The organism is Pseudoalteromonas espejiana DSM 9414 (assembly GCF_002221525.1).
GTDB classification, from domain to species: Bacteria; Pseudomonadota; Gammaproteobacteria; order Enterobacterales; family Alteromonadaceae; genus Pseudoalteromonas; species Pseudoalteromonas espejiana.
In genome coordinates this window covers 3,506,726-3,533,175 of the sequence record NZ_CP011028.1, presented here as the reverse complement: position 1 = coordinate 3,533,175, position 26,450 = coordinate 3,506,726, and the positions used below count along the sequence as shown (strand labels likewise).

General features: G+C 41.3%; 33 protein-coding genes. 23 read left to right on the top strand and 10 right to left on the bottom strand.

Annotated features, from left to right (window positions below):
* Positions 1 to 3 precede the first annotated feature (3 nt).
* From leuA to leuD, 4 genes are read left to right on the top strand one after another with little or no spacing between them, the layout of a single operon-like run.
* Positions 4 to 1,557 carry a 2-isopropylmalate synthase gene (gene leuA, locus PESP_RS16095; protein WP_004589389.1) on the top strand — a complete coding sequence of 518 codons (1,554 nt, stop codon included), beginning with the start codon at positions 4 to 6 and terminating at the stop codon, positions 1,555 to 1,557.
* Positions 1,554 to 2,630, top strand: a complete 1,077-nt coding sequence (gene leuB / locus PESP_RS16090; protein WP_004589388.1) for a 3-isopropylmalate dehydrogenase — start codon at positions 1,554 to 1,556, stop codon at positions 2,628 to 2,630. The genes leuA and leuB overlap by 4 nt, the downstream gene beginning before the upstream one ends.
* Positions 2,631 to 2,685: 55 nt before the next feature.
* A complete protein-coding gene (gene leuC / locus PESP_RS16085; RefSeq protein ID WP_089348925.1) occupies positions 2,686 to 4,086 on the top strand; it encodes a 3-isopropylmalate dehydratase large subunit in 1,401 nt (466 codons plus the stop codon).
* Complete coding sequence (gene leuD, locus PESP_RS16080) at positions 4,086 to 4,685, top strand: 3-isopropylmalate dehydratase small subunit (protein WP_089348924.1); 600 nt, start codon at positions 4,086 to 4,088, stop codon at positions 4,683 to 4,685. Before leuC ends, leuD begins: the two co-directional genes overlap by 1 nt.
* Before the next feature lie 77 nt (positions 4,686 to 4,762).
* On the opposite strand, the gene PESP_RS16075 is transcribed toward leuD, so the two are convergent.
* A complete protein-coding gene (locus tag PESP_RS16075) occupies positions 4,763 to 6,274 on the bottom strand; it encodes a DUF3360 family protein (protein ID WP_089348923.1) in 1,512 nt (503 codons plus the stop codon).
* Positions 6,275 to 6,623: 349 nt separating this feature from the next.
* Between PESP_RS16075 and PESP_RS16070 the strand changes: the two genes are divergently transcribed.
* On the top strand, positions 6,624 to 7,610 hold the full coding sequence (locus tag PESP_RS16070) for an SRPBCC family protein (protein ID WP_089348922.1): 987 nt from the start codon (positions 6,624 to 6,626) through the stop codon (positions 7,608 to 7,610).
* Positions 7,611 to 7,653: 43 nt separating this feature from the next.
* The gene (locus tag PESP_RS16065; RefSeq protein ID WP_089348921.1) at positions 7,654 to 8,247 is read left to right on the top strand and encodes a hypothetical protein; all 594 of its coding nucleotides are present in this window, start codon (positions 7,654 to 7,656) and stop codon (positions 8,245 to 8,247) included.
* A 1-nt stretch (position 8,248) separates the two neighbouring features.
* Here PESP_RS16065 and PESP_RS16060 read toward each other — a convergent pair whose 3' ends face one another.
* Complete coding sequence (locus tag PESP_RS16060) at positions 8,249 to 8,623, bottom strand: hypothetical protein (protein ID WP_089348920.1); 375 nt, start codon at positions 8,621 to 8,623, stop codon at positions 8,249 to 8,251.
* A 98-nt stretch (positions 8,624 to 8,721) separates the two neighbouring features.
* Between PESP_RS16060 and PESP_RS16055 the strand changes: the two genes are divergently transcribed.
* The gene (locus tag PESP_RS16055; RefSeq protein ID WP_089348919.1) at positions 8,722 to 9,165 is read left to right on the top strand and encodes a tellurite resistance TerB family protein; all 444 of its coding nucleotides are present in this window, start codon (positions 8,722 to 8,724) and stop codon (positions 9,163 to 9,165) included.
* A gap of 3 nt (positions 9,166 to 9,168) precedes the next feature.
* Here PESP_RS16055 and PESP_RS16050 read toward each other — a convergent pair whose 3' ends face one another.
* The gene (locus tag PESP_RS16050; RefSeq protein ID WP_089348918.1) at positions 9,169 to 9,735 is read right to left on the bottom strand and encodes an NADPH-dependent FMN reductase; all 567 of its coding nucleotides are present in this window, start codon (positions 9,733 to 9,735) and stop codon (positions 9,169 to 9,171) included.
* Between the two features lie 119 nt (positions 9,736 to 9,854).
* Here PESP_RS16050 and PESP_RS16045 point away from each other — a divergent pair, with 119 nt between their 5' ends.
* Complete coding sequence (locus PESP_RS16045; protein WP_089348917.1) at positions 9,855 to 10,751, top strand: LysR family transcriptional regulator; 897 nt, start codon at positions 9,855 to 9,857, stop codon at positions 10,749 to 10,751.
* A 54-nt stretch (positions 10,752 to 10,805) separates the two neighbouring features.
* Here the strand turns inward: PESP_RS16045 and PESP_RS16040 are convergent, their stop codons facing one another.
* From PESP_RS16040 to PESP_RS16030, 3 genes are all read right to left on the bottom strand, one after another.
* Positions 10,806 to 11,174 carry a hypothetical protein gene (locus PESP_RS16040; RefSeq protein WP_089348916.1) on the bottom strand — a complete coding sequence of 123 codons (369 nt, stop codon included), beginning with the start codon at positions 11,172 to 11,174 and terminating at the stop codon, positions 10,806 to 10,808.
* Positions 11,174 to 12,793: a S41 family peptidase gene (locus tag PESP_RS16035; protein ID WP_089348915.1), complete on the bottom strand. Its 1,620-nt coding sequence runs from the start codon at positions 12,791 to 12,793 to the stop codon at positions 11,174 to 11,176. The genes PESP_RS16040 and PESP_RS16035 overlap by 1 nt, the downstream gene beginning before the upstream one ends.
* 107 nt (positions 12,794 to 12,900) lie before the next feature.
* On the bottom strand, positions 12,901 to 13,560 hold the full coding sequence (locus tag PESP_RS16030; RefSeq protein WP_089348914.1) for an endonuclease: 660 nt from the start codon (positions 13,558 to 13,560) through the stop codon (positions 12,901 to 12,903).
* Between the two features lie 126 nt (positions 13,561 to 13,686).
* On the opposite strand from PESP_RS16030, the gene PESP_RS20730 reads away from it, so the two are divergent.
* A complete protein-coding gene (locus tag PESP_RS20730) occupies positions 13,687 to 13,824 on the top strand; it encodes a hypothetical protein (RefSeq protein ID WP_307725821.1) in 138 nt (45 codons plus the stop codon).
* A gap of 17 nt (positions 13,825 to 13,841) precedes the next feature.
* On the top strand, positions 13,842 to 14,036 hold the full coding sequence (locus PESP_RS20725) for a VOC family protein (protein ID WP_307725820.1): 195 nt from the start codon (positions 13,842 to 13,844) through the stop codon (positions 14,034 to 14,036).
* On the opposite strand, the gene PESP_RS16020 is transcribed toward PESP_RS20725, so the two are convergent.
* Together PESP_RS16020 and PESP_RS16015 are read right to left on the bottom strand one after the other, a co-directional pair.
* The gene (locus PESP_RS16020) at positions 14,011 to 14,727 is read right to left on the bottom strand and encodes a hypothetical protein (RefSeq protein WP_089348913.1); all 717 of its coding nucleotides are present in this window, start codon (positions 14,725 to 14,727) and stop codon (positions 14,011 to 14,013) included. The genes PESP_RS20725 and PESP_RS16020 overlap by 26 nt on opposite strands.
* Before the next feature lie 130 nt (positions 14,728 to 14,857).
* Positions 14,858 to 15,109 (bottom strand): DUF7218 family protein, encoded by a 252-nt coding sequence (locus tag PESP_RS16015; protein ID WP_089348912.1) that lies wholly within the window; start codon positions 15,107 to 15,109, stop codon positions 14,858 to 14,860.
* 231 nt (positions 15,110 to 15,340) lie between these two features.
* Here PESP_RS16015 and PESP_RS16010 point away from each other — a divergent pair, with 231 nt between their 5' ends.
* Positions 15,341 to 15,721, top strand: a complete 381-nt coding sequence (locus PESP_RS16010) for a hypothetical protein (RefSeq protein ID WP_089348911.1) — start codon at positions 15,341 to 15,343, stop codon at positions 15,719 to 15,721.
* A 4-nt stretch (positions 15,722 to 15,725) separates the two neighbouring features.
* Here PESP_RS16010 and PESP_RS16005 read toward each other — a convergent pair whose 3' ends face one another.
* The gene (locus PESP_RS16005) at positions 15,726 to 16,166 is read right to left on the bottom strand and encodes a PaaI family thioesterase (protein ID WP_089348910.1); all 441 of its coding nucleotides are present in this window, start codon (positions 16,164 to 16,166) and stop codon (positions 15,726 to 15,728) included.
* Positions 16,167 to 16,342: 176 nt separating this feature from the next.
* Here PESP_RS16005 and lexA point away from each other — a divergent pair, with 176 nt between their 5' ends.
* From lexA to PESP_RS15980, 5 genes are all read left to right on the top strand, one after another.
* A complete protein-coding gene (gene lexA / locus PESP_RS16000) occupies positions 16,343 to 16,960 on the top strand; it encodes a transcriptional repressor LexA (protein ID WP_058547954.1) in 618 nt (205 codons plus the stop codon).
* Between the two features lie 473 nt (positions 16,961 to 17,433).
* The gene (coxB, locus tag PESP_RS15995; RefSeq protein WP_089348909.1) at positions 17,434 to 18,576 is read left to right on the top strand and encodes a cytochrome c oxidase subunit II; all 1,143 of its coding nucleotides are present in this window, start codon (positions 17,434 to 17,436) and stop codon (positions 18,574 to 18,576) included.
* Positions 18,576 to 20,168, top strand: coding sequence for a cytochrome c oxidase subunit I (ctaD, locus tag PESP_RS15990; RefSeq protein ID WP_089348908.1), 1,593 nt, complete (start codon positions 18,576 to 18,578; stop codon positions 20,166 to 20,168). Before coxB ends, ctaD begins: the two co-directional genes overlap by 1 nt.
* Entirely contained in the window at positions 20,168 to 20,698 is a 531-nt protein-coding gene (locus PESP_RS15985) for a cytochrome c oxidase assembly protein (RefSeq protein ID WP_089348907.1), read from the top strand. The genes ctaD and PESP_RS15985 overlap by 1 nt, the downstream gene beginning before the upstream one ends.
* Positions 20,699 to 20,733: 35 nt before the next feature.
* Positions 20,734 to 21,609 (top strand): cytochrome c oxidase subunit 3, encoded by an 876-nt coding sequence (locus PESP_RS15980; protein ID WP_089348906.1) that lies wholly within the window; start codon positions 20,734 to 20,736, stop codon positions 21,607 to 21,609.
* On the opposite strand, the gene PESP_RS20720 is transcribed toward PESP_RS15980, so the two are convergent.
* Positions 21,512 to 21,820 carry a DUF2909 domain-containing protein gene (locus tag PESP_RS20720; protein WP_089348905.1) on the bottom strand — a complete coding sequence of 103 codons (309 nt, stop codon included), beginning with the start codon at positions 21,818 to 21,820 and terminating at the stop codon, positions 21,512 to 21,514. The two genes, PESP_RS15980 and PESP_RS20720, sit on opposite strands and share 98 nt — an antisense overlap.
* A 14-nt stretch (positions 21,821 to 21,834) precedes the next feature.
* Between PESP_RS20720 and PESP_RS15970 the strand changes: the two genes are divergently transcribed.
* The 7 genes from PESP_RS15970 (at position 21,835) to PESP_RS15940 (ending at position 26,437) form a co-directional block, all read left to right on the top strand.
* A complete protein-coding gene (locus PESP_RS15970; RefSeq protein ID WP_089348904.1) occupies positions 21,835 to 22,575 on the top strand; it encodes an SURF1 family protein in 741 nt (246 codons plus the stop codon).
* Positions 22,565 to 23,059 (top strand): transmembrane cytochrome oxidase associated protein, encoded by a 495-nt coding sequence (locus PESP_RS15965; RefSeq protein ID WP_089348903.1) that lies wholly within the window; start codon positions 22,565 to 22,567, stop codon positions 23,057 to 23,059. Before PESP_RS15970 ends, PESP_RS15965 begins: the two co-directional genes overlap by 11 nt.
* Positions 23,060 to 23,084: 25 nt before the next feature.
* Positions 23,085 to 24,074: a COX15/CtaA family protein gene (locus PESP_RS15960; protein ID WP_089348902.1), complete on the top strand. Its 990-nt coding sequence runs from the start codon at positions 23,085 to 23,087 to the stop codon at positions 24,072 to 24,074.
* A 12-nt stretch (positions 24,075 to 24,086) separates the two neighbouring features.
* A complete protein-coding gene (cyoE, locus tag PESP_RS15955; protein ID WP_089348901.1) occupies positions 24,087 to 25,016 on the top strand; it encodes a heme o synthase in 930 nt (309 codons plus the stop codon).
* The gene (locus PESP_RS15950; RefSeq protein WP_089348900.1) at positions 25,013 to 25,630 is read left to right on the top strand and encodes an SCO family protein; all 618 of its coding nucleotides are present in this window, start codon (positions 25,013 to 25,015) and stop codon (positions 25,628 to 25,630) included. Before cyoE ends, PESP_RS15950 begins: the two co-directional genes overlap by 4 nt.
* Before the next feature lie 163 nt (positions 25,631 to 25,793).
* Entirely contained in the window at positions 25,794 to 26,066 is a 273-nt protein-coding gene (locus PESP_RS15945; RefSeq protein WP_089348899.1) for an STAS domain-containing protein, read from the top strand.
* Between the two features lie 8 nt (positions 26,067 to 26,074).
* Positions 26,075 to 26,437: a response regulator gene (locus PESP_RS15940; RefSeq protein WP_029773320.1), complete on the top strand. Its 363-nt coding sequence runs from the start codon at positions 26,075 to 26,077 to the stop codon at positions 26,435 to 26,437.
* Positions 26,438 to 26,450: the final 13 nt, after the last annotated feature.

Genomic DNA, 26,450 nt, shown 5'->3' with positions numbered 1-26,450 from the left:
GTTATGCAAGACAAAGATAAAGTATGGATTTTTGATACCACCTTACGTGATGGCGAGCAGGCACTTAAAGCAAGCCTTACAGAAGACGATAAAATTCAGTTAGCGCATACTATTAGCCGCTTGAATGTTGATGTGATGGAAGTGGGTTTTCCGGTTTCAAGCCCTGCTGATTTTCGCTCGGTGCAACGTATAGCAACCGAAGTAAAAGGCCCGATTATTTGTGGTTTAGCACGCTCTGTTGCTAAAGACATTGAAGCCTGTGGCGAAGCACTTCGCACAGCACAGCAAAGCCGTATTCATACTTTTATTGCCACAAGCCCTTTGCACCTTGAACACAAATTACGCATGAGCCTAGATGATGCAACGGCCATGGCGGTTAAATCAATTAAATTAGCACGTAACTACACTGATGATGTTGAGTTTTCGTGTGAAGATGCAGGGCGTACGCCGCATTGGGATTTATGTAAAATTGTTGAGCAGGCAATTAATGCGGGTGCCTCTACTATTAACTTGCCAGATACCGTTGGCTTTGTAACACCAGACGAATACGCTGCAATGATCCGCCACTTAATGAATAACGTGCCAAATATTGATAAAGCACGCTTAAGCGTACATTGTCATAACGATTTAGGTTTAGCTGTAGCTAACTCGGTAGCCGCTGTACAAGCAGGAGCTCGCCAAATTGAATGTACAATAAACGGTATTGGTGAGCGTGCGGGTAACTGCTCGCTTGAAGAAGTGGCGATGATCATGAAAATGCGCAAAGACCACTTAAACGTACATACCGATATTAAAAGCGAAGAAATTTATCGCGCATCTCGCCAAGTGGCAAAAATTTGTAATATGCCGGTACAGCCAAATAAAGCCATTGTGGGCGAAAACGCCTTTGCACATAGCTCGGGCATTCACCAAGATGGCGTATTAAAAGCGCAAAATACGTACGAAATTATGTCGCCAGAAAGCGTAGGTGTGCCAAATAACCAATTAAATATGACCTCGCGTTCGGGTCGTCATGTTATTGAGCACCGTTTAGAAGAGTTAGGTTACCAAAAAGCTGATTACGACATGGACAGCTTATACGAGAGCTTTTTAGCGTTAGCTGATCAAAAAGGCACCGTATACGATTACGACCTTGAAGCCATGATTTACTTTAATCAAATTAACGACAAAGACGAAAAATACCAATTAGAGTTTGTAAACTCAGCGTCTAACTCGCAGTCGGTAGCAAGCTCTACCATTGGGATGTTAATTGATGGCGAAGCAAAACAAGAAGCTGCCACAGGTAATGGCCCTGTTGAAGCCTCGTTTGCGGCAATTGAGCGCTTAACTGGTATGAGCGTTGAAATGATTGAATACAACTTAGAAGCCACTGGCCAAGGCGCAAGCTCGCTTGGTCAAGTAAACATTATTGCTAAATACGATGGCCGCCCTTATCACGGTGCGGGTATTGCTGCGGATGTGGTAGAGGCGTCGGTGCGCGCCATGATCCGTGTTTACAACTTAATTTATCGTGCACAAAAAGTGTCTGATTTAAAACAACAAAGGAAAGCAGGATGAGTAAAACAAACTACAGCGTTGCAGTATTAGCTGGCGACGGTATTGGCCCAGAAGTAATGGCAGCAGCAGAGCAAGTGCTTGATGCTGTAAGCAATAAGTTTGGTTTTACCCTGAACCGTCAGCATCATGCTATTGGTGGCGCAGCCATTGACGAATTTGGTGAAGCATTACCACCAAAAACGCTAAGCGCATGTGAAAACGCCGATGCCATTTTATTTGGCTCAGTAGGTGGCCCAAAATGGGAAAACCTACCACCTAACGAGCAGCCTGAGCGTGCATCGCTTTTACCGCTTCGTAAGCATTTTGGTTTGTTTTGTAACTTACGCCCAGCACAACTTTTACCCGCACTTAGTGCAGCATCGCCATTACGTGCAGATATTAGCGAAAAAGGCTTTGATATTTTATGTGTGCGCGAGCTTACAGGCGGCATTTACTTTGGTGAAAAAGGCCGAAGTGGAGAGGGCGCTGAAGAGGCCGCATTCGATACACAAACATACTCACGTAAAGAAATTGAACGCATTGCCCGCTTTGCCTTTGAAGCGGCAAAATTACGTAGTAACCATGTAACCTCGGTAGATAAAGCCAACGTACTTGCATCAAGCGTTTTATGGCGTGAAGTCGTTACCGAAGTAAGCAAAGACTACCCAGAAGTAAGCCTAGATTACATATACGTAGATAACGCAGCGATGCAGTTAGTTAAACAGCCTAGCCAGTTTGACGTGCTACTTTGCGATAACTTATTTGGTGATATTTTGTCAGATGAGTGTGCGATGATCACAGGCTCTATGGGCTTATTACCATCGGCAAGCTTGAATCAGTCGGGCTTTGGTTTGTATGAGCCTGCTGGTGGCTCAGCTCCTGATATTGCAGGCAAAGGCGTTGCAAACCCGATTGCGCAAATTTTAAGTGCTGCACTTATGCTACGTTACTCATTAGGGCAAGACGAAGCAGCGCGCACCATTGAAAAAGCCGTAGCCGAAGCCGTAGAAGCAGGCGTTGGTACGCCAGATATCTACCCACAAGGTGGATACAGCACAAGCGATGTGGCAGCTGCCATCGTTTCACGTATTTAATTATTAAAGGCGCAGCACCGTTATGCTGCGACTTAACAGAGTAGGGAATTAGCAAGTGGCCCAAACGTTATACGACAAAATTTGGCAAGCACATACTGTTGCCAGCATAAATGAGCAAACTGATTTACTTTATATTGACCGCCATTTAGTGCATGAGGTGACATCACCACAGGCCTTTGCAGGCCTACGTGAAAAAAACCGTAAAGTACGTTGCCCAGAAAAAACCTTTGCAACGATGGATCATAACGTATCGACTAAAAGCCGATCACTTGACGCCGCAAGCGAAGTATCTAAAAACCAGTTAATGGCACTAGATAAAAACTGTAAAGAGTTTGGCATTGTACTATACGATTTAAACTCAATTAACCAAGGCATAGTGCATGTAATGGGACCAGAGCAAGGTATTACCCTGCCTGGCACTACCATTGTATGTGGCGATAGCCATACCTCTACGCATGGTGCGTTTGGCGCCTTAGCACATGGTATTGGTACGTCTGAGGTTGAGCACGTATTAGCTACGCAAACACTACAGCAAAAAAAGGCAAAGTCGTTAAAAATTCAAATTAACGGTGTGCTTCGCCCAACGGTAACCTCTAAAGATTTAATAATGGCGGTTATTGGTAAATTAGGTACTGCTGGTGGCACAGGTTATGTTGCTGAATTTTGTGGTGAAGGCATTGAAGCACTTTCAATGGAAGCCCGTATGACGCTATGTAATATGAGCATTGAAATGGGTGCTAAAGCGGGTTTAATAGCATCAGATCAAATTACCTATGATTATTTAAAAGGCCGCCCATTTGCGCCTAAAGGCGCTGATTTTGACGCCGCAGTTAAGTACTGGGAAACCTTAAAAACAGATGACGGCGCTGAGTTTGACTTGAGTGTTGAGCTTGAAGCTAACGACATTCAGCCGCAAATTACCTGGGGCACAAGCCCAGAGCAAGTCATTGGCGTTGATGAATGCATTCCAGATCCTGACCAAGAACCTGATTTAATTAAAGCCGATGCTATACGCAGTGCACTTAGATACATGGACTTAAAAGCGGGCGATAAATTATCAAGCGCAAAAGTAGATACGGTATTTATTGGTTCGTGCACTAATAGCCGTATTGAAGATTTACGTGCAGCGGCAAAAATTGTTGAAGGTAAGCAAGTTGTAGCTGGCATTGAAGCACTTATTGTACCGGGCTCTGGCTTAGTTAAAAAGCAAGCAGAAGACGAGGGTTTAGCCGATATTTTTAAAGCGGCAGGCTTTGAATGGCGCGAGCCGGGCTGCTCAATGTGTTTAGCAATGAACGACGACCGCTTAGAAGCGGGTAAGCGCTGTGCATCTACGTCTAACCGTAACTTTGAAGGCCGCCAAGGTCGTGGCGGGCGCACGCATTTAGTAAGCCCTGCAATGGCGGCGGCTGCTGCAATACATGGCCACTTTGTTGATATTAGAGGAGAAGCCTAATGAGCGTATTTTTTAGTGGCTTAATGGCCCCACTTGATAAAAACAATGTAGATACAGACCAAATCATTCCTAAGCAGTTTTTAACATCTACTAGCCGTGATGGCTTTGATGCGGCACTGTTTTACGATTGGCGTTACCTAGAAAACGGCGAACCAAACCCTGATTTTATTTTAAACCGCCCGTGCTACCAAGGCGCGCAAATATTATTAACGCGCGACAACTTTGGTTGTGGCTCATCACGTGAGCATGCACCGTGGGCGCTTAAGCAATATGGTTTTGAAGTAATTTTAGCGGAAAGCTTTGCTGATATTTTCTTTAATAACTGCGGTAACAACCAAATGTTAGCCATTGCGCTACCTGCCGACACGCTTGAGCAATTGTTTGTACTTAGCGAGCAGCACGACGATATACACATTCAAATTGATCTTGAAAACCAAACACTAACAAGCGATAAATTTGCGCCAATTAGTTTTGATATTCGTAAAGACGTAAAAGAGCGTTTATTAAGTGGCTTAGATTTTATTGGTGTGACCGAAACGCTAAATCCACAAATTGATACGTTTGAAAAACAACTTGCTGCTGAGCGCCCTTGGCAGTAAGGCAAAATTACATATGAAAACAAAGCGCGACTTAGTTAATAAGCCGCGCTTTTTTATATCCTAAAAGCTTTTAGTTATTAATGTCTAAAATCAGCCATTAGCGCAGGTATACCTGGCAGCATACCAACAATAGCCATAACGGTAGTTAAAACCACAAACATAATGAGCGGAATAACCCAGCGGCTCATTTTAGTTAAATTAGCACTACGTTCTTTACAGCCAATTAAGCCTAAGTTATCAAGCAACATAGTTAGTGACCAACCAAAAGCAGGGTTAACCAAGCTTGATGCAAATACGACTATTGCGGCCGATTGCGTTGTTTTACCTTCGCGTGTCATTTCCATACCCGCCTCAAGCAGCGGAATAAACACACCAACAATAAGTGCAACACATAGCACGGGTTGCCAAATGGCTAAATCCATTGGGTAGCCCCATAAACCCGCAATAATACAAAATACGGCTGTTAAAATGGCGCCCGCCGGAATAGGGCGTTTAGCTATAGCGGCAGGGACGATGTAAGTCCCCCACGATGAGGTAAAGTTAGCACCACCGGCCAGTGAGCCAAAGGTTTGTCTAACTGATGCGCTTAGCATGGTATCGTCTATGTTCATTTGTACTTTTTCAGTACGTTGTGGGTAACTAATTTTTTGAAAAACTTGATGCCCTAAAAAATCCGGTGACCACATAGCAACAGCCAATACCGCAAATGGCAGTACAACCACAAAGCTTTCAAGCGTTGGTAGGCCAAGCATCCAACCCGTGTTTTCGCCCCACCAATAAGCTGGGTTCATATTTGGTAAGCCTGGTGCAGTATGAAATTCAAATGGGGCACCGAGTGCAAATGCAACCACACCGCCAATTAGGCAGCTAAGCGGCACCGCTAGCCAGCGCTTTTTAAAATGCTCAAGTAACGCATACAATAAAATGGTGGCCAAAATAACAATAAATGCAATGTGCGCCATATCAATGGCCTCAGCCCATGCAAATAGCTTTTTAACCTGCGAAATAGTACCAATAAAGCCTAAGTATATGAGTAAACCCCCGCACACTCCTTTACTGGTTAAGCGTGCCAGCAAACTCCCTCCTTTGGTTATCGCTAAAATAAAGCCAAAGGCACCAATGAGTAAGCCAAACGCCATAGGGTGGCCGCCAGCGGCAACCACAATAGGAATAAGAGGAATAAGTGGGCCATGAGTACCGGCTAAGTTAGCCGTGGGTAAAATAAAGCCCGAAAACAAAATAATAAAAATAGAAACAATGAGTAACTCATAGCGTACGTTTTCTAAAACAAACGCATCACTTAAACCTAGTGGCGCTGCAAAAGTAGCGGCAATAGCCCCCACCATAACGACTTTACCGATGGTGCCCGCCATAGCTGGAATCGTGTCTTCAAATTCAAAGCGGTAGTCTCTAAATGGTAAATTAGGCCGCCAACGCTTTGGCTGCATAATTTGCAGCTCGTGCTCTAAATATTCGTCACGGGTATTAAACTCTGAACTTGGTTTATGCTTATTTTGATAGCTGTTGGCATCATCTACGTGCGATGCGCTTGTTTTTTCTGGCTCGTTACCCTTTGGGGTTACTGACATAGTCCCTCCTGTTACTCGTTGCTTATTTATTAATACGGCTTTTGTTAAAGCAAATGAATAGTGAAGGAGCAGGGTAGATCAGCTTTTACTCAGGAATGTATAGGCAAAAGGTCGTGTATGGCTTTATTTAATGCTAAACCTGCGAGTTGGTAGTTTTAGTTATAAAATGAATTTAATTTTATTTTATTATAAATCAGGTGTTTATATGTTTTTCGCTTGTTCTAATTAGATGAAGCATTATAAAAGCAGGGCTGTTATCCTTTAGTCTAAGTAGTGGTCTGTGTATTTTAATTGAACTGAAATAGCGCATCTGCTAGGTTCAATGGTTACTCAAATAATAAGAAATATAATGCAAATTCAATCCCCTAAATCAATTGGTATTTTACTCGGTACGCTTTACGGCATATTTATGCGGCTGTTTGTAGAGCTATTCGATACTTATAATTTAAGTAGCCTTGTGTCTATTTCCTTTATGTTTTTAGTGCCGATTGCAATTGGCTATATTCGTATTCATTTTGAACTTAAAAGCTCAAAAACATTAACTAAAAGGCAAATGGTAACTATTGCTTGGCAGCCAATTTTTGTTTTTTTACTTGTAAGTGTTATTACGTTACTTGAAGGCAGTATTTGTGTGGTAATGGCTTTGCCTGCCTTTATGCTCTTTGCAAGTATGGGTGGTTTACTGGCAGGCTTTATCAAAAATCGCAAAACAAAAAACGCTAACCGTTCTTTACTTTCAATAGCTTTACTTCCTGTATTGCTCTCACCTATTGAGGTAAATTATTTACACTTATCAAAAACGTACGAAGTCACCAACTCTATAATTATTGAAGCGCCTATAAACCGTGTGTGGCAGCAGCTTGCAAATGTAAACACCATAGAGCCACAAGAATTGCCATTTTCGCTTACCCAGTTAATAGGTGTACCTAAACCCTTAGAGGCAAATATGAATGCTACGGGTGTTGGTGCAATTAGAACCAGTAAATGGCAAAAAGGGGTTATATTTAAAGAAGTGATTACGGATTGGCAGCCAAATAAACAGATGCTTTATAGATTTGAGATAGACCCTGATGCTATTCCCGATGATGCACTCGATAAACATGTAAAACTAGGCGGCGAATACTTTTCACCTCTTTACGGTGGGTATGAGTTAAGTGAAGATAAAAGCGGCAATACCATTTTAACTTTAAAAACGACTGTGCAAGATAATACAAATTTTGGTGTTTATTCGCGAATATGGGGTGAGGTAATTTTTCAAGACTTCCATCATTCACTTTTAACATTAATGAAAAATAGATCAGAAAAGCCACTTGTCGCAGCTATTTCCCATTTTTAGCTTAAACCGCTATGGTATTAAAAAACTATTATAAGAGCACTTTATGAAATTATTAACGGCAGCAACGTTATTACTTGCCTCATCAGCGGCTATCGCGCGCCCAGCGCCTTTGGTATCTATACCAACACATGATGCGTTTTTTAATAATATTACCGCGCATTGTGGTAAAGCGTTTGAGGGCAAAGTAAGCGTAGATAACGCAAAAGGCCCAAGCTCATTTGATAATAAAAAGCTAGTTATGCATGTACGCAAATGTACTGATAGCGAGCTACAAGTGCCATTTCATGTGGGAGATGATGCATCACGTACGTGGATTATTACTAAAACGGGCAGTGGTTTGAGCTTAAAGCACGATCATCGCCATGAAGATGGTACTGACGATGCCTCAACTATGTATGGCGGTCATACACTTGATGCCGGTTTTGCACAAATGCAGTCGTTTCCAGCCGATCAATACTCTAAAGAATTATTTGTAGAGCAAGGTATTGCACAGTCGGCAGGTAATACATGGCAAATGTATATTTACCCTGAGGTATTTACTTATAGGCTAATTCGCCAAGGGCGCGAGTTTAAGGTGGATTTTGATTTAACTAAACCAATTACTCCACCAGCAGCGCCTTGGGGCTACGAAAAATAAACTATTTCTCTTTTTTTTCGGGTGCGTCACATTGTAGTAAAACGTTTAATGGTGGTTGATAAGCGCGTGGTTTAGTAGGAAAGCGTTCGTACTCTTGCACGCCTTCAAGCACTTTTAACATAAAGGTTCTGCCGCGGCATAGCCTGTCTGCGTGGCGCAGTAAAAACATACTTTGATTAGCAAAGTGTTTGTAATCGTCTGATTGTATTTCTATTTTATAGTTGTCTTCGCCAATTTTTGTTTGGTAATAATGCACTTTATTGTCAAAGTCGTATGACTTTTCTTTTTCGCCCACTTCTGCAAAGGCGGTCCCTATACCAGAAAAGGCTAGCAATGCAGCGCCAGCAATTAAATGCGGTGTGTATAAGCCTTTCATAAAAATGTATCCTTTAATTTGCGAACTTAATACCCATTAATAAAACATTAAGCACGATGTATTTAAGTTAAGTCTAACACCCAAAAAGAGAATATGTGATGTTCAAACAAATAAAACAACTGTTTGCCGCTTTTGACGAGCAACAGCCAAGTATAGAGCAACATGACTTAAAAACAGCGGTTGCAGCGCTGCTTATTGAAGTGATGCGTGCTGATACTAAACTCGACCATAATGAACAACACACCCTGACTGTAACCTTAAAAAAATACTTTAATTTAACTGATACAGAAGTAGATGAGCTAACAACAAATGCTGCGAGCAGTTTAGATGGGGCGATTGACTACTTTCAGTTTTCAAAGCAAATAAACGATCATTGCAGTGCAGCTCAGCGCATTGAAATAATTGAACTATTATGGCAATTAGCGTATGCCGATGGAGAGTTAGACCCACAAGAAGAGTACGTTATACGTAAAGTAGCAGGGCTTTTATATGTAGCGCATACCGATTTCATCGCCGCTAAAATAGCGGCGACACCATCATAAAAGTTAGCTTAATTTACTAGCAACAGAAACGAGCTGCTGCGTTAGCACTGTGACTTTTTCTGCGGTGGCTGGGTCACTGATTTGGCCGTTTTCGTCAAATACAGTAAATGCCGAAGGCACAGCAAGTTGATCAGCCAGTACTAATGAGCCAATCCCACTTAAAATGTCGCGTACATGGTTTAAGCCGCGCAAGCCACCAAGCCCACCAGGCGATGTAGCAAATAACGCCACTACTTTATTGCGAAACGCAGGCACAGCGCCTTGCTCAGTACGTGACGCCCAATCAATTGCATTTTTAAGCGCCGCAGTAATAGAGCCATTGTACTCAGGGCTTGCTAATAAAATACCATCAGCAGTGCGTAACTTATCTTTTAAAAGTTGGGCGTCGGCTGGTGTTCCTTGCGCTTCAATATCTTCGCTAAAAATGGGTAAATCTAAATCAGTGAGTTTAATTACTTCTACTTCGGCACCTGTTTGCAGAGCAAAGCGAGCTGCTTCGTTAATTAGTTTTTGATTAAAGCTGTCTTTACGCAAGCTACCCGCGAGCGCGATAATTTTTGGTGCTGACATGGTAATGGCCTTTTAAAGTTTTTGATGACGTAACTAATGTAGCAAATTTTTGCTTGTAGAAAACCCGAATTAACGCAACACTTGTGTGCGTATATGCACATAAGTAGAAGGCGGATAGCATGGCAATAAAATTTGATGATTGGCAAGATGTAAAAGTTGCCTTTGAGGTGGCGCGTCTTGGCACGCTTACAGCTGCTGCTGAGGCATTAAATGTGCACCATAGCACAGTGCTCAGACGTATTAATAACCTTGAAAAAAACTTAAATGTAAGGCTATTTCATCGTCATGCGCGTGGTTATAAAGTAACTGAAAGTGGCGATAAGCTATTTGAAACCGCACAAGCAATTGATAACTCATTAGAAGGTTTACACAACGCAATAGCTGCTGCCGACAGCGAACTAAGAGGCAGTTTACTACTTACCACGGTAAGCGGTTTTATGGATATGCTTAGTAATGTGTGTGAGCAATTTCAAACGCTGCATCCGCAAGTGCAATTAGAGGTGATTTTAGAGCAAAAGCGCTTAAGGCTTGACCACGGACAAGCACATATTGCTTTACGAGTTGGCCCTAAACCCGACGAGGGTGATTATATAGCGCAGCACTTAGCCACATTATCGGCAGGGCTGTATGCACATAAACGTTATATTGCTAAACACGGTATGCCTAAAACCTTAGATGACTTAAAGCAGCATAATTTTGTATCGGGTTTGGCGGGGTTTAATGCGCGAGTGCCTTACTTTGGTTGGGTTGATGAGTTTATTCCGCAGTCGCAAATAAAGTTACGCGTATCAGAAACCTCAGAAGCAGCGCGCGCAGTTATAAAAGGTTTAGGCATTGGTGGCTTGCACAAAAGCGCTGTTGAGGGTAACCCAGATCTAATCCCTATACTTCATGATCAACTGCATTGGGAGTTTGACTCTTGGTTGGTTACTCATCATTTGGTTCACCGCACGGCTAAAGTGCAAGCTTTTGCTGGGTTATTAAAAGCGTATTTTAGTAAAATGCCAAACGCTTAATAGCCCTTAATAAATAAGGCGCTAATATAAATACCTAGCGCCTTATTTAGCGTTTTATTGCGATTTACAACTTACGTTTTTAAGCTCAATAGACATATCTTTTTTAGGGTAATAAAGCACGCACTGATCGCCGATTATTTGTAAAACAAATTTTTCAGACTTTATATTATGCGCGCCCATTATGGGCATGCCATTTGGATCTTTACTTGTACCATGGCTTAGTAACAGCTCACTGCGTTTGGTAAAAACAGTGTCGGCCAATGTAACTAGCTTGCCACCTTTAGCTTTTATAATCGCTTGTTGCAGCGTAGCTATAACGCCTGGGTTTACCTCTGTTAGTAGCGCAGGCTTTGCAGTGGCATTATTCATACTGTTACAGCCTCCAATAAATAATAATGTTAATACTGCCACTAGCTTTGTCATTACTTATCCTTATTTAACGTAGGCCATGTTAAATCCATATTGCCACGGTTAAAGTTATCAGGTGCGTTTAAAGGTAGTAGTTGCTTACTATCGCCCGCAGCGCTTTGTACTTGCGTTTTATTACTCGCAGAGGTAGTGCTAATAGGGCACGTGCCGTTATTATCAATATGGTAAAGCGCAGTAGAGAGTATCCCTTCGCTTGGGTCGCCTAATGGGCTGTCAAAGTCGTCACTCACTACACAGCCTTTTACATCAGCATCAAATTGCGGCGAAGGCGTAGGCGTAAAGCCTGCTGCATATTCACCAAAGCCTTTACTATTAATCCCGCTAAATTGAATGGTGTAATAAGTGGTGCCGCAGTTATGTGTTGGGGTAAAACCATATGGTTTGCCACAGGTGGTATCGCCAATGAGTACAACCTCTGCGTCTATACCTTTTAAACCATTAATAAAGGCTTCTGATGCCGAACAAGTGCTCGATGTACTAAGTACATACACCTTAGATAGGTTCAAATCAGGAAGGCTTTCACCAGTGCTAAAAAAGGTTGAGTAATCAATCTCTTCATCTATAAATGGGAAAGGTGATTCAACGGGTTGTTTATCGTTTTGCTGTGTTTGGTAATAAATACGATTTTGCACATTTGCACTGCCAGCTACCATGTAGGCAAGCTGCGAAGAAAGCGCTAATAAACCGCCCCCGTTGTATCTAAAGTCTATTACTAACTCGTCTACGTTATCGGTTTTAAATTTATTTACGGCAGCAATAAGGCCTTCTTGGGCAATCCCTATATGGCTATTAAACTGCATGTACCCTACGCTAGTGCCATTTGCTGTGGTAATGGTTTTAACGTTTTGAACAGGTGTTTGCTCTATGTTGCCAGCAGTGACGTTAAAGGTTTTTTCAGCGCCATCGTTACTGCGCACAACAATGGTGTGCGAATCGCCATTAGTTGGGCTAAATAGACCTTCGTTTAGGGTATCTACGCCAGCTTGTGTGTTGGTGTTTATACTAACGCCATCAACTTCAAGTACGGTATCGCCTCGTTGAAAGCCAATTTGGCTTGCTGGTGAGTCATCTTCAAGGTAGGCAACGCGTAAAATTCTATCGGCTGAGTCGCCTATAAATGCCCAATTTATGCCATAACCTGAGGTAACACCTGATTGCGCTTCTTGAAAGTAGTCCTCAGAAGGCTCAGAAAAATGAAAGTTATCTTTTTTAGCACCTGAATCGGTCAGTTCTTCGGTTTTTAGCTGAGCAAAGTACTCAGCTACCGTATCGAATGACTCAGGGTCGTTATCGGCAATTTCGTCATACCAAAGGTAGGTTTCGTCACTCCACGAGCGAAGCCAAAGTTTTTCGTAAAGTGCTGAGCCTGCTTGGTCTGGGTAAGGCTCATTATTATTAAACGGGTCGTTACCTGTGCGCGGTGTTTCGCAAAAGTTTTTTAAATCATCCGATGGCTCAAATACTCCGGCAGTCCACGTTGGTGCTGAGCTTGTTGGAGGGGTTATTACTGGATCTGGCGTTTCATTCATGCTGCTACCGCCACCACAACCAGCAAGCGTTAGGCCTGAAAGTGCAGCAACAATAGCGAGTGATGCTTTATTATTTTTAAACATACAAAACTACTTTTTGTAAATAAGTTGTTTAAAATACTACAACACCCGCCTATTTATTCAACGTATTTGGCCCTGCTTTATGTAAATGAGTGTACAAAACACGGTTTTTAAAGTTTGCTTGCGCTACTTTTATTAGCAAACGCTTGCCTTTGCCACGCATCAAATAGCTTTTGTTGTTTGTCTGATATTTTTAAACCGTATGTTTTTTGCATATAAGCGTAGGTGTCGGCAATGCGCTTACGTGCATAAAATGGTGGCTCTACTACGCGTTGTTTAAAGTTAACTTTTACTTGGCAGCGGCCATATTGTGTGGCGTTTTGGCTAAGCATACCAAAGCGATAGTTAGATCTGTCTGCGTTAATTTCGCCAATAGCGGGGGCTAAGTTGTTTATGTCGGCTTCCATTTTTCTAAACTTAGCACTGATCTTTCGACAGTTTTTACGCCCGCCGTCTTGCCAGCATTGTAGCTGGTGGCCAAACTCCCACGCGGGCACTATGTGCTCCCACTCAATACGCAGAGCACGTACATTAACTTTGCCAGAGGAAGTTAAAGTATTACGCGGAATATAGCCACAGTTGCTAGGGTCGGGAATTAGTTTTTTACCCTGCTTTTTAATGTCACAACCGCAGTAAAGGCTTTTAGCGTTATCGGGTAGGGTTTTAATTAAGTGCCTTTTAGCCGTTGAAAAACGGGTAAACTCTTCACTCGATGCAGAAAAACAAATACAACAAGCCACAAAGGCCAAAATAAATTTAAGCATATCCATCACATACGTGAACTACAGGAGGCGCTAGTCTAAAGTTTTGCTGCTAAAAGATAAAGCCTGCGTAAATTTTAATCTGCAACGCTCAGTACACTCTATACTTATATAAAAAATAGAGAGGAGATGACCATGCTAGGTGCTTTTTCAATAAGTTTAACGGTGAAAGATATTAAAGTCTCAAAAGCGTTTTACGAAAAACTGGGTTTTAGCGAGTTTGCAGGTGAGGTAGAACAAAACTGGCTAGTAATGAAAATGGTGAGCATTTAATTGGATTGTTTTCGGGTATGTTTGATAAAAATATGCTGACCTTCAACCCTGGTTGGGATCAGCATGCACAAACCGTTACAGACTTTAAAGATGTTGATGCGCTAAGCGAATACTTTCAAAGCGCTCATATAAGCGTTGAGCCCGTGGGTGATAAAAGCTTTATTATTACCGACCCAGACGGCAATCCTATTTTGATAGACCAACATGTTTAAGCTTTTTTAGCCTAACGTTTTGTATTAATAAAATGATACCGCATAAACAAAATAGCACGCTGGTGGCTGCAAAGCTGATGAGTAACGGGTTGTTAAAATCTTCTCGCTCGTCGTAATCCATTATGTGCAGCATCCAAAAAAAGTCGAATATGCGCCATAGTGTGCTACGAACAGTTATAACTTTGCCGTTAATTGCGTTTAAATACAGCGTAGTATTAAAGGTGTCGTTAAATTGTACTTGCCACACATTTGCTTTGTATCCGACCTCTCGAGTGCCTTGTGCTAAAAGTGTGGTGCTAATTGGTTTAGCGTCGATAAGTAAATGAGCCTGCGCATTAGCGGTAATTTGTATTTTAGTGGGTGGTTCAAAAGGGCGACCCGTTAAACCATTAAAGCTTTGCTGCTCGGTATTATTGATAACAGTAATAAGCGGGGTAGTTAAAAAGTTTTCAAATAGTATTTGAGTGGGGTTAGCCACTTGGGCAGTAATATTATCGAGTGATGTGGGGTAGTCGGCTTGTGTAAATGGGTTTGTAAGTGTGCGCTTAGCAAGGTGTTTACCATGCACATATTCAAGTGGAATAGCGCTCATAACTAGGCCGCCTAAAAGCCAAGCCAAAATTTGTAAGGCAAGTAAATAGCCTAGCCACTTATGTAATTTGCGTGCACGCTTAAATATTTTTTTGCTCATATTTATCTTCTTATTATTTTTAGCGTTAGTTTATTATAGCTTCCCACGCTTTTACTGCGGCATTTTGTCGCAGTTTTTCATAAGTTTATAAATATGAGGCTTTAATTACATCAATAGATTTTAGCTAATGTTAGCTTTCACGCAGGGCATTTATTAGCTCTTGTTTGCTCATTTTAGAGCGCCCGCTAATACCCACTTCTTTTGCTTTATCGTATAACTGCTTTTTTGTGCGTTGCTCATACTGAGAGGCTTTGCCGCCCTTTACCGCTGTTTTATGAGTATTACTATTGGCAATACGTGCGGCTTTTTGTTTGCTCATGCCCTCATCGCGAAGTGCATCGTACTGATCGTCGTTTTTAATTTGCGGACCATGATCTACCATTTTAGCTCTCCTTAAAAACCGTTACTTACACAAAGTGTGTATAAATTTCATTATTGATTCGCATTATTAAGCGTTTAAGCTCGCTCTGTTAAAAAGAGCAAGTTAGGTGCCAAAAGCATTAAAAAGTGAGTTTATGAGGATTAAGTAAGGATTACTGCTTAGTTGATTTGGTATAAAAGTAAAACTGCGTTAAAGTTTGCGGTGAAACTATAAGAGGGTAAAAAGCAGACAATGTCAGAAATTCAATTTTTAAATGTAGATCTGGAGCTTGAGTCTAAACAAGATATTAGTGTTTTAGTGGCTGACTTAAAGAAAAACGCGATGGTTTTGCATTATGACAAAGACGAATATCGTCAATTGGCGCGTATTGAAGCTGCGGGCGATATAAGCACGCCAGATAAAGCAATTAACCACTTATGTGAACTAATAGAATCGTGCTCGCGCAATGCGCTAAAACAGTGGCTTAGTTGCTCGCGAAGAACGTTTGATATTGGCTTTGAGTCGGGCACATCACCAAAGTGTTTTAACCAAGCCCTACATGCAGATACATTACTACGTATATCTGCAATTGGCGCAGGTATGGAAATTACAATTTACCCGATTGATAAGTAAGCTATTACTTTCGCTCAACCACTGCTGCGGTCATTTTTGATACGCAGCAAAGCTCGTTGCGGCTATTAGTAATTTTTATTTCCCAAACCGAACTGCGTTTACCAATATGAAATGCACGAGCCGTTGCTGTTAACGTCCCATTGCGTGACGCTTTTAAATGGCTTGCACTAATTTCCTGCCCTACACAGTAAAACTTTGTAAAATCAATGACAAAATTGGCAGCATAACTAGCAACCGTTTCGGCAAGTACTACATTAGCGCCGCCGTGTACCATTCCCATTGGGTTATGGTGCTCAGGAATTGCAGGCATAGTGGCAACTAGGTAATCGTCGCCTATTTCGGTTATTTCTATCCCCATGGTTTTCATTAAAGTGCCTTGACCGCTTATTCCTTCATCTAATTGTTTGCAAAGCTCTAATGTAATGGGTTGGTGCCAAATACTCATAACTACTCCTTTGAATTAAAACCTTGTTTATAGCATTTTAAATATGCAAATTTTATAATTACCTAAAATGTACACATATGTATTTAGTTTAGCTATTTAAAACACAATTTAAATTTGCGATTTTTATTTAACTGTATATACTCACAGTTAAATGTACTGTATGGAAAACCAGTTGTATGCGACCATTAACGAAACGCCAAGCTCAAATACTCGAACTAATAAAAGTTTTTATTAAAGATACTGGTATGCCTCCTACACGTGCCGAAATCGCACAAACACTAGGCTTTAAAAGTGCCAATGCTGCCGAAGAGCATCTCAAAGCGCTTGCTAAAAAGGGCGTAATTAAAATGAAACCTGGCGCAAGCCGTGGGATTCAGTTAATTGAAGAAGAAGAGCCTGAGCAATTAGGCTTACCACTTATAGGCCGTGTTGCGGCGGGTTCTCCTATTTTGGCGCAAGAACACGTGGAGAGCCATTGTAAAATTGACCCTTTAATGTTTAAACCAGCAGCCGATTTTTTACTGCGTGTAAACGGTATGAGCATGAAAGACATAGGCATTATGGACGGCGACTTACTAGCTGTACACCGTACTCAAACGGCTGAAAACGGCCAAGTTGTGGTTGCACGAGTTGATGAAGATGTAACCGTAAAACGCCTAGAAAAAGCAGGTCGCAAAGTATTATTACACGCCGAAAATGAAGAGTTTACGCCAATAGAAGTAGACCTTGAAAATGAGTCGTTTAATATTGAAGGCTTAGCCGTAGGCGTAATAAGAAACGCCGATTGGATGTAATTTAGGCCACATTAAGCAATAAATTTACAAATGCACACTTGTTAGTGTGCATTTTTGTTTTAAAACCCACCTTTTAGTAATACTAAAGCAGCCATAAAGTTATTTAAGCTGTAAACTTTTTTGCACTCGCACTTAACTCCTCTTTTATATGATACACCCCCTAGTTTTACTCGCTATTTAGCAATTAACTTGTGTTTAAGCTGGCGTAATTAAAACTTATTTTAAAATATAACTTGTTTGTTTTTTATACTAAAACTTGCTTGTTGTATGTTTTTTAGCTAATTATTAATTTGCTGGGCTAACAATAACTCACAGCTTTTCGGTTTTGAGAACACACAAATACACATTCTTTGTTGGCGCAGCTATACCAATCAAAACAAATTAGGTTGGTTAAATAATAAAAATAACGAATAGGCGTTTAAGCCGTATGCCTCTTCGCTTTGCATTAGCAATAGCATCAAAGGAGCCGTCACATGGGTAAACTGACCTCTACCTTGTGGCTTATATTGATTGTGTTTCCACAGCATGTAATGGCCAATAGCCAATACAATATGCGCAAGGGCGTAACCGATATAAGCAATAATGTATATCAGCTGCACATGACCATATTTTTAATATGTTGTGTGATTGGGGTGATAGTGTTCGCAATTATGTTTTGGGCACTGATTCATCATCGTAAATCTAAAGGGGCAGTACCTGCCCAGTTTCATGAAAGTACTAAAGTAGAAATACTTTGGACTGCCATTCCATTTGTTATTTTAATTGCCATGGCAATCCCTGCCACTAAAACACTTATTGCAATGGAAGATGCTAGCAAGGCCGATTTAACCATTAAAATTACCGGTTCGCAGTGGAAATGGCATTACGAATATATGGGCGAAGATGTAGAGTTTTACTCTATTTTGTCTACCCCCCAAGATGAAATAGCCAACCTTGCCAATAAAAATCCTAATTATTTACTTGAGGTTGATAAACCTTTAGTGCTGCCAATAAATCAAAAAGTACGTTTTTTAATGACCTCAGATGACGTTATTCACTCTTGGTGGGTACCCGATTTTGCAGTTAAAAAAGATGCCAACCCCGGATTTATAAACGAAACGTGGACCAACATTAACGAAGAAGGCATTTACCGCGGACAGTGCGCTGAGCTGTGCGGTAAAGATCATGGCTTTATGCCAGTGGTGGTTGAGGCAAAATCAGAGGAAGATTTTAATGCTTGGCTTGCCGATGCCAAGCAAGCAAAGCAAAAAGCGGCATTAGCCGATGCAGCATTGCTTGATCAAACAATTCCTAAAGAAGAGTTAATGACCTTGGGCGAGCAAGTATATATGGCAAGTTGCGCTGCGTGCCATCAGCCAACAGGTATGGGCTTACCGGGCGTATTTCCTGCGCTTAAAGGCAGCCCCATTGTGCTTGGTGATATAAAAGATCATATAGATATTGTAATTCATGGCCGTCCTGGCACTGCTATGCAAGCTTTTGCTAAACAACTATCAATAAAGCAACTTGCGGCAGTCATTACCTACAAACGCAATGCGTGGGGTAACGATACGGGTGATGTAATTCAACCTAGTGAAATTCAGGCAGCACTTGATGCTGATGGGGAGGCGAACTAATGAGTAGCATAGCAGAACAACCAAACGCCAATGAAGCTCACCACGGCCACCACCCTGCAAAAGGCTTTAAGCGCTGGCTTTACACAACCAACCATAAAGACATTGGCAGTTTATATTTAATTTTTTCACTGACGATGTTCTTAATTGGTGGCGCAATGGCCATGGTAATTAGGGCTGAATTATTTCAACCCGGATTACAGCTTGTCGATCCTCACTTTTTTAACCAAATGACTACAGTGCATGGGCTAATCATGGTGTTTGGAGCCGTTATGCCTGCTTTTACAGGGCTGGCTAACTGGATGGTACCACTGATGATTGGTGCGCCCGATATGGCACTGCCAAGAATGAATAACTGGAGCTTTTGGATTTTACCGTTCGCATTTTTAATTTTGCTTGCATCATTACTTATGCCAGGCGGTGGCCCAGCATTTGGCTGGACTTTTTACGCCCCACTTTCTACAACCTACAGTAACGACAACACCGCGATGTTTGTGTTTGCCGTGCATATTATGGGGATTAGCTCAATTATGGGGGCAATAAACGTTATTGTGACCATAGTTAATTTGCGTGCCCCTGGCATGACATGGATGAAGCTACCATTATTTGTTTGGACATGGCTAATAACTGCGTTTTTGCTAATTGCTGTTATGCCCGTACTTGCAGGTGCAGTAACCATGGTATTGACCGATAAATATTTTGGAACCAGCTTTTTTGATGCTGCCGGAGGCGGCGATCCGGTGATGCTTCAGCACATATTTTGGTTTTTTGGTCACCCCGAAGTGTACATTATGATTTTGCCTGCCTTTGGCATTATATCGACCATAGTGCCTACCTTCTCACGTAAAAAGCTATTTGGTTATGCCTCTATGGTTTACGCCACTTCTTCTATTGCTTTACTAAGCTTTATTGTTTGGGCGCACCATATGTTTACTACAGGTATGCCGGTGGCTGGCGAGCTGTTTTTTATGTACGCAACCATGCTTATATCGGTGCCAACTGGGGTAAAGGTATTTAATTGGGTGGCTACCATGTGGCGAGGCTCAATAAGCTTTGAAGTACCCATGCTATTTAGTATTGCCTTTATTGTGCTGTTTACGTTGGGTGGGTTCTCTGGATTGATGTTAGCCATTACACCGGCTGATTTTCAGTATCACGATACCTATTTTGTGGTGGCGCATTTTCACTATGTATTAGTAACCGGAGCCATTTTTTCGATAATGGCGGGGGCTTATTATTGGCTGCCTAAATGGACCGGCAATATGTTTAATATTACTTTGGCCAAATGGCATTTTTGGCTATCGCTTGTCAGTGTAAACGTATTGTTTTTTCCTATGCATTTTGTAGGGCTTGCAGGTATGCCTAGGCGTATTCCCGATTATGCGCTGCAGTTTGCTGATTTTAACGCCATTATAAGTATTGGTGGGTTTGCCTTTGGTTTATCACAGCTTTTATTTGTAGCCGTGGTAATTAAATGCGCCCGTGGTGGCGATAAAGTACCAGCAAAAGTGTGGGATGGAGCTGAAGGTTTAGAGTGGGAAGTTGAATCGCCAGCGCCGTATCATACCTTTTCTACCCCACCGGAAATTAAGTAATGACTCACGCGCCATTACTTAAACGCTTAGTACTTATTTGTATAGGTATGTTTGCTTTTGCGTTTGCCTTAGTGCCCCTTTATGACGTGTTTTGCGACATAACGGGGTTAAATGGCAAGCCGTCGCTTGAGCAAGCAGAGCAAAGTACAAAAGTAACTCAAAACCGCGAAATTGGCGTGAGTTTTACAACCCATGCGCAAAGCGGCGCGCCATTTGTTGTTAAGTCAAAAGAGTACAGTGTGGATGTAAAACCTGGCGCTATGCGCGAGGTAATGTTTAGCGCTAAAAACAACAGCAACCTCGATAAAGTAATGCAAGCTGTACCTTCAGTTTCACCAGGTAAAGCGGCTAAATATTTACATAAAATTGCCTGTTTTTGTTTTGACCAACAACCTTTAAAAGCAGGTGAAGAACTTGAGTTTAAGTTGCTGTTTTACGTTGATACCGCTCTACCAAGCGATATAGAAGAGCTAACTTTATCTTACACCGTATTTGATATTAGTGAGCAGCTAGTAGCGAGTAATAACTAGCCTGCATGTCTAGTGTAAAACTAGGAGCAAGTAACATGAATCAAGAATATGAAAATTACTACGTACCAGAGCAAAGCCCGTGGCCAATAGTAGGCGCTGTGGCATTATTTTTTATTGCGGTAGGGGCGGCTCTTACCGTAATGAACGTAGGAAAAGAAGGCGGTAGTGGGGTTTATTTATTATATGCAGGCATAGCTGTACTTTTATATATGCTGTTTAGTTGGTTTAAAAATGTCATAAACGAGTCTGCTCAAGGCTTGTATTCAGCGCAAATGGATCGCTCGTTCCGACAGGGTATGAGCTGGTTTATTTTTTCTGAAGTAATGTTTTTTATGGCCTTTTTTGGCGCTTTATTTTACGCGCGAATGCTTTCTGTGCCTTGGTTAGGTGGAGCTGGCAACAATGCGATGACTAATGAAGTTTTGTGGCCCACCTTTGAAGCGGTTTGGCCGCTGGTGACAACGCCAGCAGGGGATACAACTCAAGCTATGGGTTGGCAAGGCTTACCGCTTATTAATACGCTTATATTACTCGCTTCATCGGTTACTTTGCATTTTGCTCACGTAGCAATAGAAAACAACAAACGTACGCCACTTAAAGTATTTCTAGGGGCAACTATTTTATTAGGTGTTTGCTTTTTGGCTCTGCAAGTAGAGGAATATGTTCATGCCTACAACGATTTAAACTTAACGCTTGATGCCGGAATTTATGGTAATACCTTCTTTTTGCTAACCGGTTTTCATGGCATGCATGTAACGCTTGGCACTGTGATTTTATTGGTGGTGTTTTTACGAATTTTAAAAGGCCACTTCACTAAAGATAAGCACTTTGCATTTCAAGCTGCTGCTTGGTATTGGCATTTTGTAGATGTGGTGTGGCTGTGTTTATTCGTATTTGTATACGTGCTGTAGCAGTTAAAGGCGAGTGATTGGTTTGTATAAAGCCGAGTTTTACAGCGGTTATCACGAGTATTAACACCACGACTGAAAATAACACGCGGCGGCCTAAAAAGTGTGACATAGGTCGTTCGCCCGTTTTACCCGACACCATAATAAATAGCGCTCTAAACAAGTTAAAAAGTATAAACAATAACAGCAGCACAATAATAATTTTAATAATCACTGGGTTGACCCTTTATGCAGTTAATTTTAAGGCGTAAACAAAAGCTTAGCTCATATATTGCACTTTGTGTGGTGGCAATTGTTGTGTTGGTGTGTGTGCGTTTAGGGTATTGGCAATTAGAGCGAGCCGCCCAAAAAGAACAGCAGTTAACAGCTATAGCCAAAATGAAAACTCAAGGTGTTATGAGCTGGCAGCAATTAACTACGTTACCTGCAAACTGGAATAAAACAGGTGTGCTAGTTGAATTAACCGGAAAAATAGTAAATCAGCAGTACTGGCTATTAGACAATCAAGTTTACCAAGGGCAAGTAGGTTACGATTTACTCGTGTTGTTTAAACCCAACCAAGGAAGCCGAACATTATTAGTTAATTTGGGATGGGTTAAGGCGCCTATATCGCGCAGCGAATTACCAACTATTCAGCTCCCTAAAGGCTTTATAACTTTTAATGCGCAAATAAAAGAGCAGAACTTAAGTGGGTTTAGTTTAGAAACCAACAACGACCCTCAAGACCTCCCAAAGCGAATTCAAACAATCGATTTAACAACGCTGAGCAAGCAAAGCCAGCATCCCTTATTTAAGTTTATGGCTTATCGCCAAGGCGCTGGAGATACACTTGCTACTCCGCACTACAAAGCCGTGGTAATGAGCCCGCAAAAACACCAAGCTTATGCTGTGCAATGGTTTTTAATTGCGCTTGCGTGCGTTTTGGTGGCTTTTTTTGCCAATAAAAAGAGGAACCGCAATGAAAAATAATCCCTTAGTACTTTTTATAGTGTGCTGTTCAGTACCGCTGATATTAGCCTACACAGCTTTAAAGTTAGATTGGTTACCTACAGCCATTACGAATAATGGCGAATTTTTACAGCAAGAGATCAAGCTTGAAAATTGGCAGCAACATAATCCAAAACAGTGGACTATTGCGCTTAACTATTCTAACGAATGTAAAAGCTCATGCAGTGAACAACTGAGTGCGCTAAATAACTTATATGTGGCACTCGGTAAAAACCAAGGCAAGGTCGATATGGCGGTAATGGGTGCACCTAAAGCTCAAAACCTACCCTGGAAAACCTTTAATGCGCAGCAAAATTTACAGCCCGCAAGTTTATATTTAATTGACCATATGGGACTGGTTGTACTTGAGTATCCATTTAAAGAACAACCGCAAGAAAATAGGCTAATTCAAAAGGGTTTATTAAAAGATCTAAAAAAATTACTTAACTATTCTCGTTCGAGCTAACAGCTCACTTTAATGGGAGATTGCCATGTATAAAAATTATAAAAACTGGGTACTTGCAACAGGATTATTAGCCTTGTTAGTGGTTGGTCTGGGCGCATATACACGTTTAAGTGATGCAGGCTTAGGTTGCCCCGATTGGCCTGGCTGTTATGGTTTTTTAACCGTACCAAAACACGAGGCTGATATAGCACTTGCTACACAAAGCTACCCAGACATGATGTTTGAAACCGCAAAAGCATGGAAAGAAATGATTCATCGTTACTTTGCAGGCGCTTTAGGAATACTCATATTAGCTTTATTTGTATTGGCATTTATAAAACGCCAATCACCAACTACTCCCGTTAAACTTCCCTTAGCGCTGTTGTTATTAGTTGTATTTCAAGCTGCGCTTGGCATGTGGACCGTTACCATGAACCTGCAGCCACTTATTGTAATGGGTCATTTATTAGGTGGTTTTAGTATTTTATCGCTGATTACACTTTTATATTTACGCTTAACGGCTAAGCCTATAGTGGGTGGTGATAGCAGCGCAAAGCGTTACTTTAGTTTAAGCATAGTGGCATTGGTAGTACTGGTAATACAAATAGCGCTGGGTGGTTGGCTTGCTGCAAATTATGCAGCGCCACACTGTAATGGCTTACCTCTTTGTAGTTACGCACAACCATTTTCGCTCAGTAGCGTATTTCAGTTACCACTTGAGCACAGTAATTATGAGTTTGGTGTGTTATCTCAACAAGCACGAATGTCTATTCACTTACTGCATCGAATATGGGCACTTGTAACTTGCATAGTACTCGCGCTAATTATGTGGCGAATATATAGCCAAGCCACATCAAATAAAATTAAACACTGCACTGTAAGCGTACTTGTGGCGCTGCTTTGTCAAATAAGTTTAGGGCTTGCGGTAGTGCATTGGCATTTTCCGCTTGGCGTTGCGCTGGCGCATAATTTAATGGCAGCCATATTGTTATTAACTATGGTTAGGCTTTGTTACTACCTAAAAGTACGTACATAAGGGAGAATTATTATGGCACTTACAATCGATAAAAAAGCACTACCAGTTATAAGTACGTCACCTTTACTTAATCAGGCTTACAATTTACTACAAGATTACTTAGCGATTAGTAAGTTTAAAGTAGTCGCAATGCTTGTACTTACTGCGTGGGTTGGTTTAGCGCTCGCTCCCGATGTTGGCCGTGGTATCGTCGTGCAATTTATTAGTTTATTAGGAATCGGGTTACTTTCCGCTGCAGCAGCGGTAATTAATCATGTTGTAGATAGCGAAATTGACTCAAAAATGGCACGTACGCGCCATCGCCCAGTTGCTAAGGGCCGATTAACTAAAACTCATGCGCTTAGTTTTGCTGCTGTGATAGGTGTAGCTGGGTTTATGATGCTAATGGTGTGGGCCAATACATTAACAGCCATACTGACCTTATTCGCACTCGTTGGTTATGCGTTTATTTATACTTCGTTTTTAAAACGCGCTACCCCGCAAAATATTGTAATTGGTGGCTTAGCTGGCGCGATGCCGCCATTACTTGGCTGGGTGTCAGAAACAAATCAAATGGCAGCGGCACCATGGTTGCTGGTTATGATTATTTTTACATGGACGCCACCGCATTTTTGGGCGCTCGCCATTGCGCGTAAAAGCGATTATGAGCGCGCTAAAATCCCTATGTTGCCGGTAACTCATGGTATTGATTTTTGTAAAACGTGTGTTGTTGCTTACACTATTTTGCTTACTATAGTGTGTGTATTACCTTACTTAATAGGTATGTCGGGCGCAATTTATTTAGTAGGTGCGAGCGTGCTTAATGCGCTATTTTTATATAAAGCAGTTAAGCTAAAATTGGCCCCTAATGATGATACTGCGATGGACTTATTTCGCTTTTCAATTATTCATTTAATGGTACTCTTTGTGATCTTATTTATAGATAAATGGCTCCCTTTATGAAGCAGTTATGGATTAGCTTAATTGTTGTTTTTACACTTTTAATATCGGCATGTTCTGAGCAAAATAGCGCACCAGATGTAGATGCATTGGTTTATGAGCAGGCTAAGCCGCTATCTGACTTTAAATTAAACGATCAAAACGGTGAATTAGTCACAAAGCAGCAATTTATGGGGCAATGGAATTTAGTATTTTTAGGCTACACAAGTTGCCCTGATATTTGCCCACTTACATTAGCTAAATTAAATAGCGTTTATAAAAAGCTGCAAAATGAGTACCCATTACAAATTTGGTTTATGTCGGTAGATCCAAAACGCGATACGGCACAAAAAAGAAAAGCTTACATTGATTATTTTAATCCAGATTTTTTAGCCGTTTCAGGGCCGCACAAAGACTTGTTTCCATTAGTTAGAGAGCTTGGTTTAATTTACGCAATTAGCGATTCTTCAGAGGCGGAATACGCTGTTGATCACAGCGCTTCGGTTGCGTTGGTTGACTCAACAGGCTCTGTAAGGGCTGTTTTTAAACCTGAATTTAAACAAGGCAATGTACCTTTAATTAATGCTACAACGCTTGCAGACGAGTTTAAGCAAATAGCCGATTACTATAAAAACTAGTTTTATACATTTCATGAATTTTAAAAGGAGCTTAGGCTCCTTTTTTGCTTTTTAGCACCACTTTAAAAAGTTTTATTAATTTTTTTGGCCCTTTTATGGCAATTTTAATAACTAAGGCTAAGCTTTTGTTATGAATTGAATTGACAGGGAAAGTCCTGAAAAAATGCTAAAACTTCCTAGCGAACTTGCCATTATGCAAGTAGAGACTCTTCACCAAGATTTATTACAAGAACTCAATAGCAACAATGATATTTGCTTAGATATAAGTGATGTTGTTTCAGCCGACACCGCTTCAATTCAACTTTTATGTGCGCTACAAAAACACCTCCTTACCATACATCATAAAATTGTATGGGTAGGCAGTAGTGATGCACTGCAAAACGCCATTAATCAACTTGGCTTAAATCAATATTTAACACTCGAAAGTAAAGGTTAGAGGTTTATATGAAAAAAATTCTCGCGGTTGATGATTCTGCGTCAATGCGTCAAATGGTGAGCTTTACGCTAAAAACCGCAGGCTTTGATGTAACCGAAGCAAAAGATGGCAGTGAGGCATTAGCTATTGCCAAGCAGCAGAGCTTTGATGCTGTAATCTCAGATGTAAATATGCCGATTATGGACGGCATTACCTTAATTAGAGAGCTTAGAGGACTGCCTGATTACAAATTTACTCCCCTACTTATGCTTACTACCGAATCGGGATTAGATAAAAAAGTAGAAGGTAAAGCAGCTGGTGCAACAGGCTGGATAGTAAAACCTTTCAACCCGGATCAGTTATTAGCGGTACTTAAAAAAGTAATTCGTTAACTGAGGAGTGCCG

Coding starts and splice junctions, on each gene's coding strand:
- PESP_RS16015 (WP_089348912.1), bottom strand. CDS start 15,109: ATGGTAGATCATGGTCCGCAAATTAAAAACGACGATCAGTACGATGCA.
- PESP_RS16045 (WP_089348917.1), top strand. CDS start 9,855: ATGGCAATAAAATTTGATGATTGGCAAGATGTAAAAGTTGCCTTTGAG.
- PESP_RS15960 (WP_089348902.1), top strand. CDS start 23,085: ATGTATAAAAATTATAAAAACTGGGTACTTGCAACAGGATTATTAGCC.
- PESP_RS16060 (WP_089348920.1), bottom strand. CDS start 8,623: ATGAAAGGCTTATACACACCGCATTTAATTGCTGGCGCTGCATTGCTA.
- leuD (WP_089348924.1), top strand. CDS start 4,086: ATGAGCGTATTTTTTAGTGGCTTAATGGCCCCACTTGATAAAAACAAT.
- lexA (WP_058547954.1), top strand. CDS start 16,343: ATGCGACCATTAACGAAACGCCAAGCTCAAATACTCGAACTAATAAAA.
- PESP_RS15980 (WP_089348906.1), top strand. CDS start 20,734: ATGAATCAAGAATATGAAAATTACTACGTACCAGAGCAAAGCCCGTGG.
- PESP_RS16040 (WP_089348916.1), bottom strand. CDS start 11,174: ATGACAAAGCTAGTGGCAGTATTAACATTATTATTTATTGGAGGCTGT.
- ctaD (WP_089348908.1), top strand. CDS start 18,576: ATGAGTAGCATAGCAGAACAACCAAACGCCAATGAAGCTCACCACGGC.
- leuB (WP_004589388.1), top strand. CDS start 1,554: ATGAGTAAAACAAACTACAGCGTTGCAGTATTAGCTGGCGACGGTATT.
- PESP_RS20730 (WP_307725821.1), top strand. CDS start 13,687: ATGCTAGGTGCTTTTTCAATAAGTTTAACGGTGAAAGATATTAAAGTC.
- cyoE (WP_089348901.1), top strand. CDS start 24,087: ATGGCACTTACAATCGATAAAAAAGCACTACCAGTTATAAGTACGTCA.
- PESP_RS16055 (WP_089348919.1), top strand. CDS start 8,722: ATGTTCAAACAAATAAAACAACTGTTTGCCGCTTTTGACGAGCAACAG.
- PESP_RS15950 (WP_089348900.1), top strand. CDS start 25,013: ATGAAGCAGTTATGGATTAGCTTAATTGTTGTTTTTACACTTTTAATA.
- PESP_RS16050 (WP_089348918.1), bottom strand. CDS start 9,735: ATGTCAGCACCAAAAATTATCGCGCTCGCGGGTAGCTTGCGTAAAGAC.
- PESP_RS16075 (WP_089348923.1), bottom strand. CDS start 6,274: ATGTCAGTAACCCCAAAGGGTAACGAGCCAGAAAAAACAAGCGCATCG.
- PESP_RS15940 (WP_029773320.1), top strand. CDS start 26,075: ATGAAAAAAATTCTCGCGGTTGATGATTCTGCGTCAATGCGTCAAATG.
- PESP_RS15970 (WP_089348904.1), top strand. CDS start 21,835: ATGCAGTTAATTTTAAGGCGTAAACAAAAGCTTAGCTCATATATTGCA.
- PESP_RS15945 (WP_089348899.1), top strand. CDS start 25,794: ATGCTAAAACTTCCTAGCGAACTTGCCATTATGCAAGTAGAGACTCTT.
- leuA (WP_004589389.1), top strand. CDS start 4: ATGCAAGACAAAGATAAAGTATGGATTTTTGATACCACCTTACGTGAT.
- coxB (WP_089348909.1), top strand. CDS start 17,434: ATGGGTAAACTGACCTCTACCTTGTGGCTTATATTGATTGTGTTTCCA.
- PESP_RS16010 (WP_089348911.1), top strand. CDS start 15,341: ATGTCAGAAATTCAATTTTTAAATGTAGATCTGGAGCTTGAGTCTAAA.
- PESP_RS15965 (WP_089348903.1), top strand. CDS start 22,565: ATGAAAAATAATCCCTTAGTACTTTTTATAGTGTGCTGTTCAGTACCG.
- PESP_RS15985 (WP_089348907.1), top strand. CDS start 20,168: ATGACTCACGCGCCATTACTTAAACGCTTAGTACTTATTTGTATAGGT.
- PESP_RS16020 (WP_089348913.1), bottom strand. CDS start 14,727: ATGAGCAAAAAAATATTTAAGCGTGCACGCAAATTACATAAGTGGCTA.
- PESP_RS20725 (WP_307725820.1), top strand. CDS start 13,842: ATGTTTGATAAAAATATGCTGACCTTCAACCCTGGTTGGGATCAGCAT.
- PESP_RS16035 (WP_089348915.1), bottom strand. CDS start 12,793: ATGTTTAAAAATAATAAAGCATCACTCGCTATTGTTGCTGCACTTTCA.
- PESP_RS16030 (WP_089348914.1), bottom strand. CDS start 13,560: ATGGATATGCTTAAATTTATTTTGGCCTTTGTGGCTTGTTGTATTTGT.
- PESP_RS16065 (WP_089348921.1), top strand. CDS start 7,654: ATGAAATTATTAACGGCAGCAACGTTATTACTTGCCTCATCAGCGGCT.
- PESP_RS16070 (WP_089348922.1), top strand. CDS start 6,624: ATGCAAATTCAATCCCCTAAATCAATTGGTATTTTACTCGGTACGCTT.
- PESP_RS16005 (WP_089348910.1), bottom strand. CDS start 16,166: ATGAGTATTTGGCACCAACCCATTACATTAGAGCTTTGCAAACAATTA.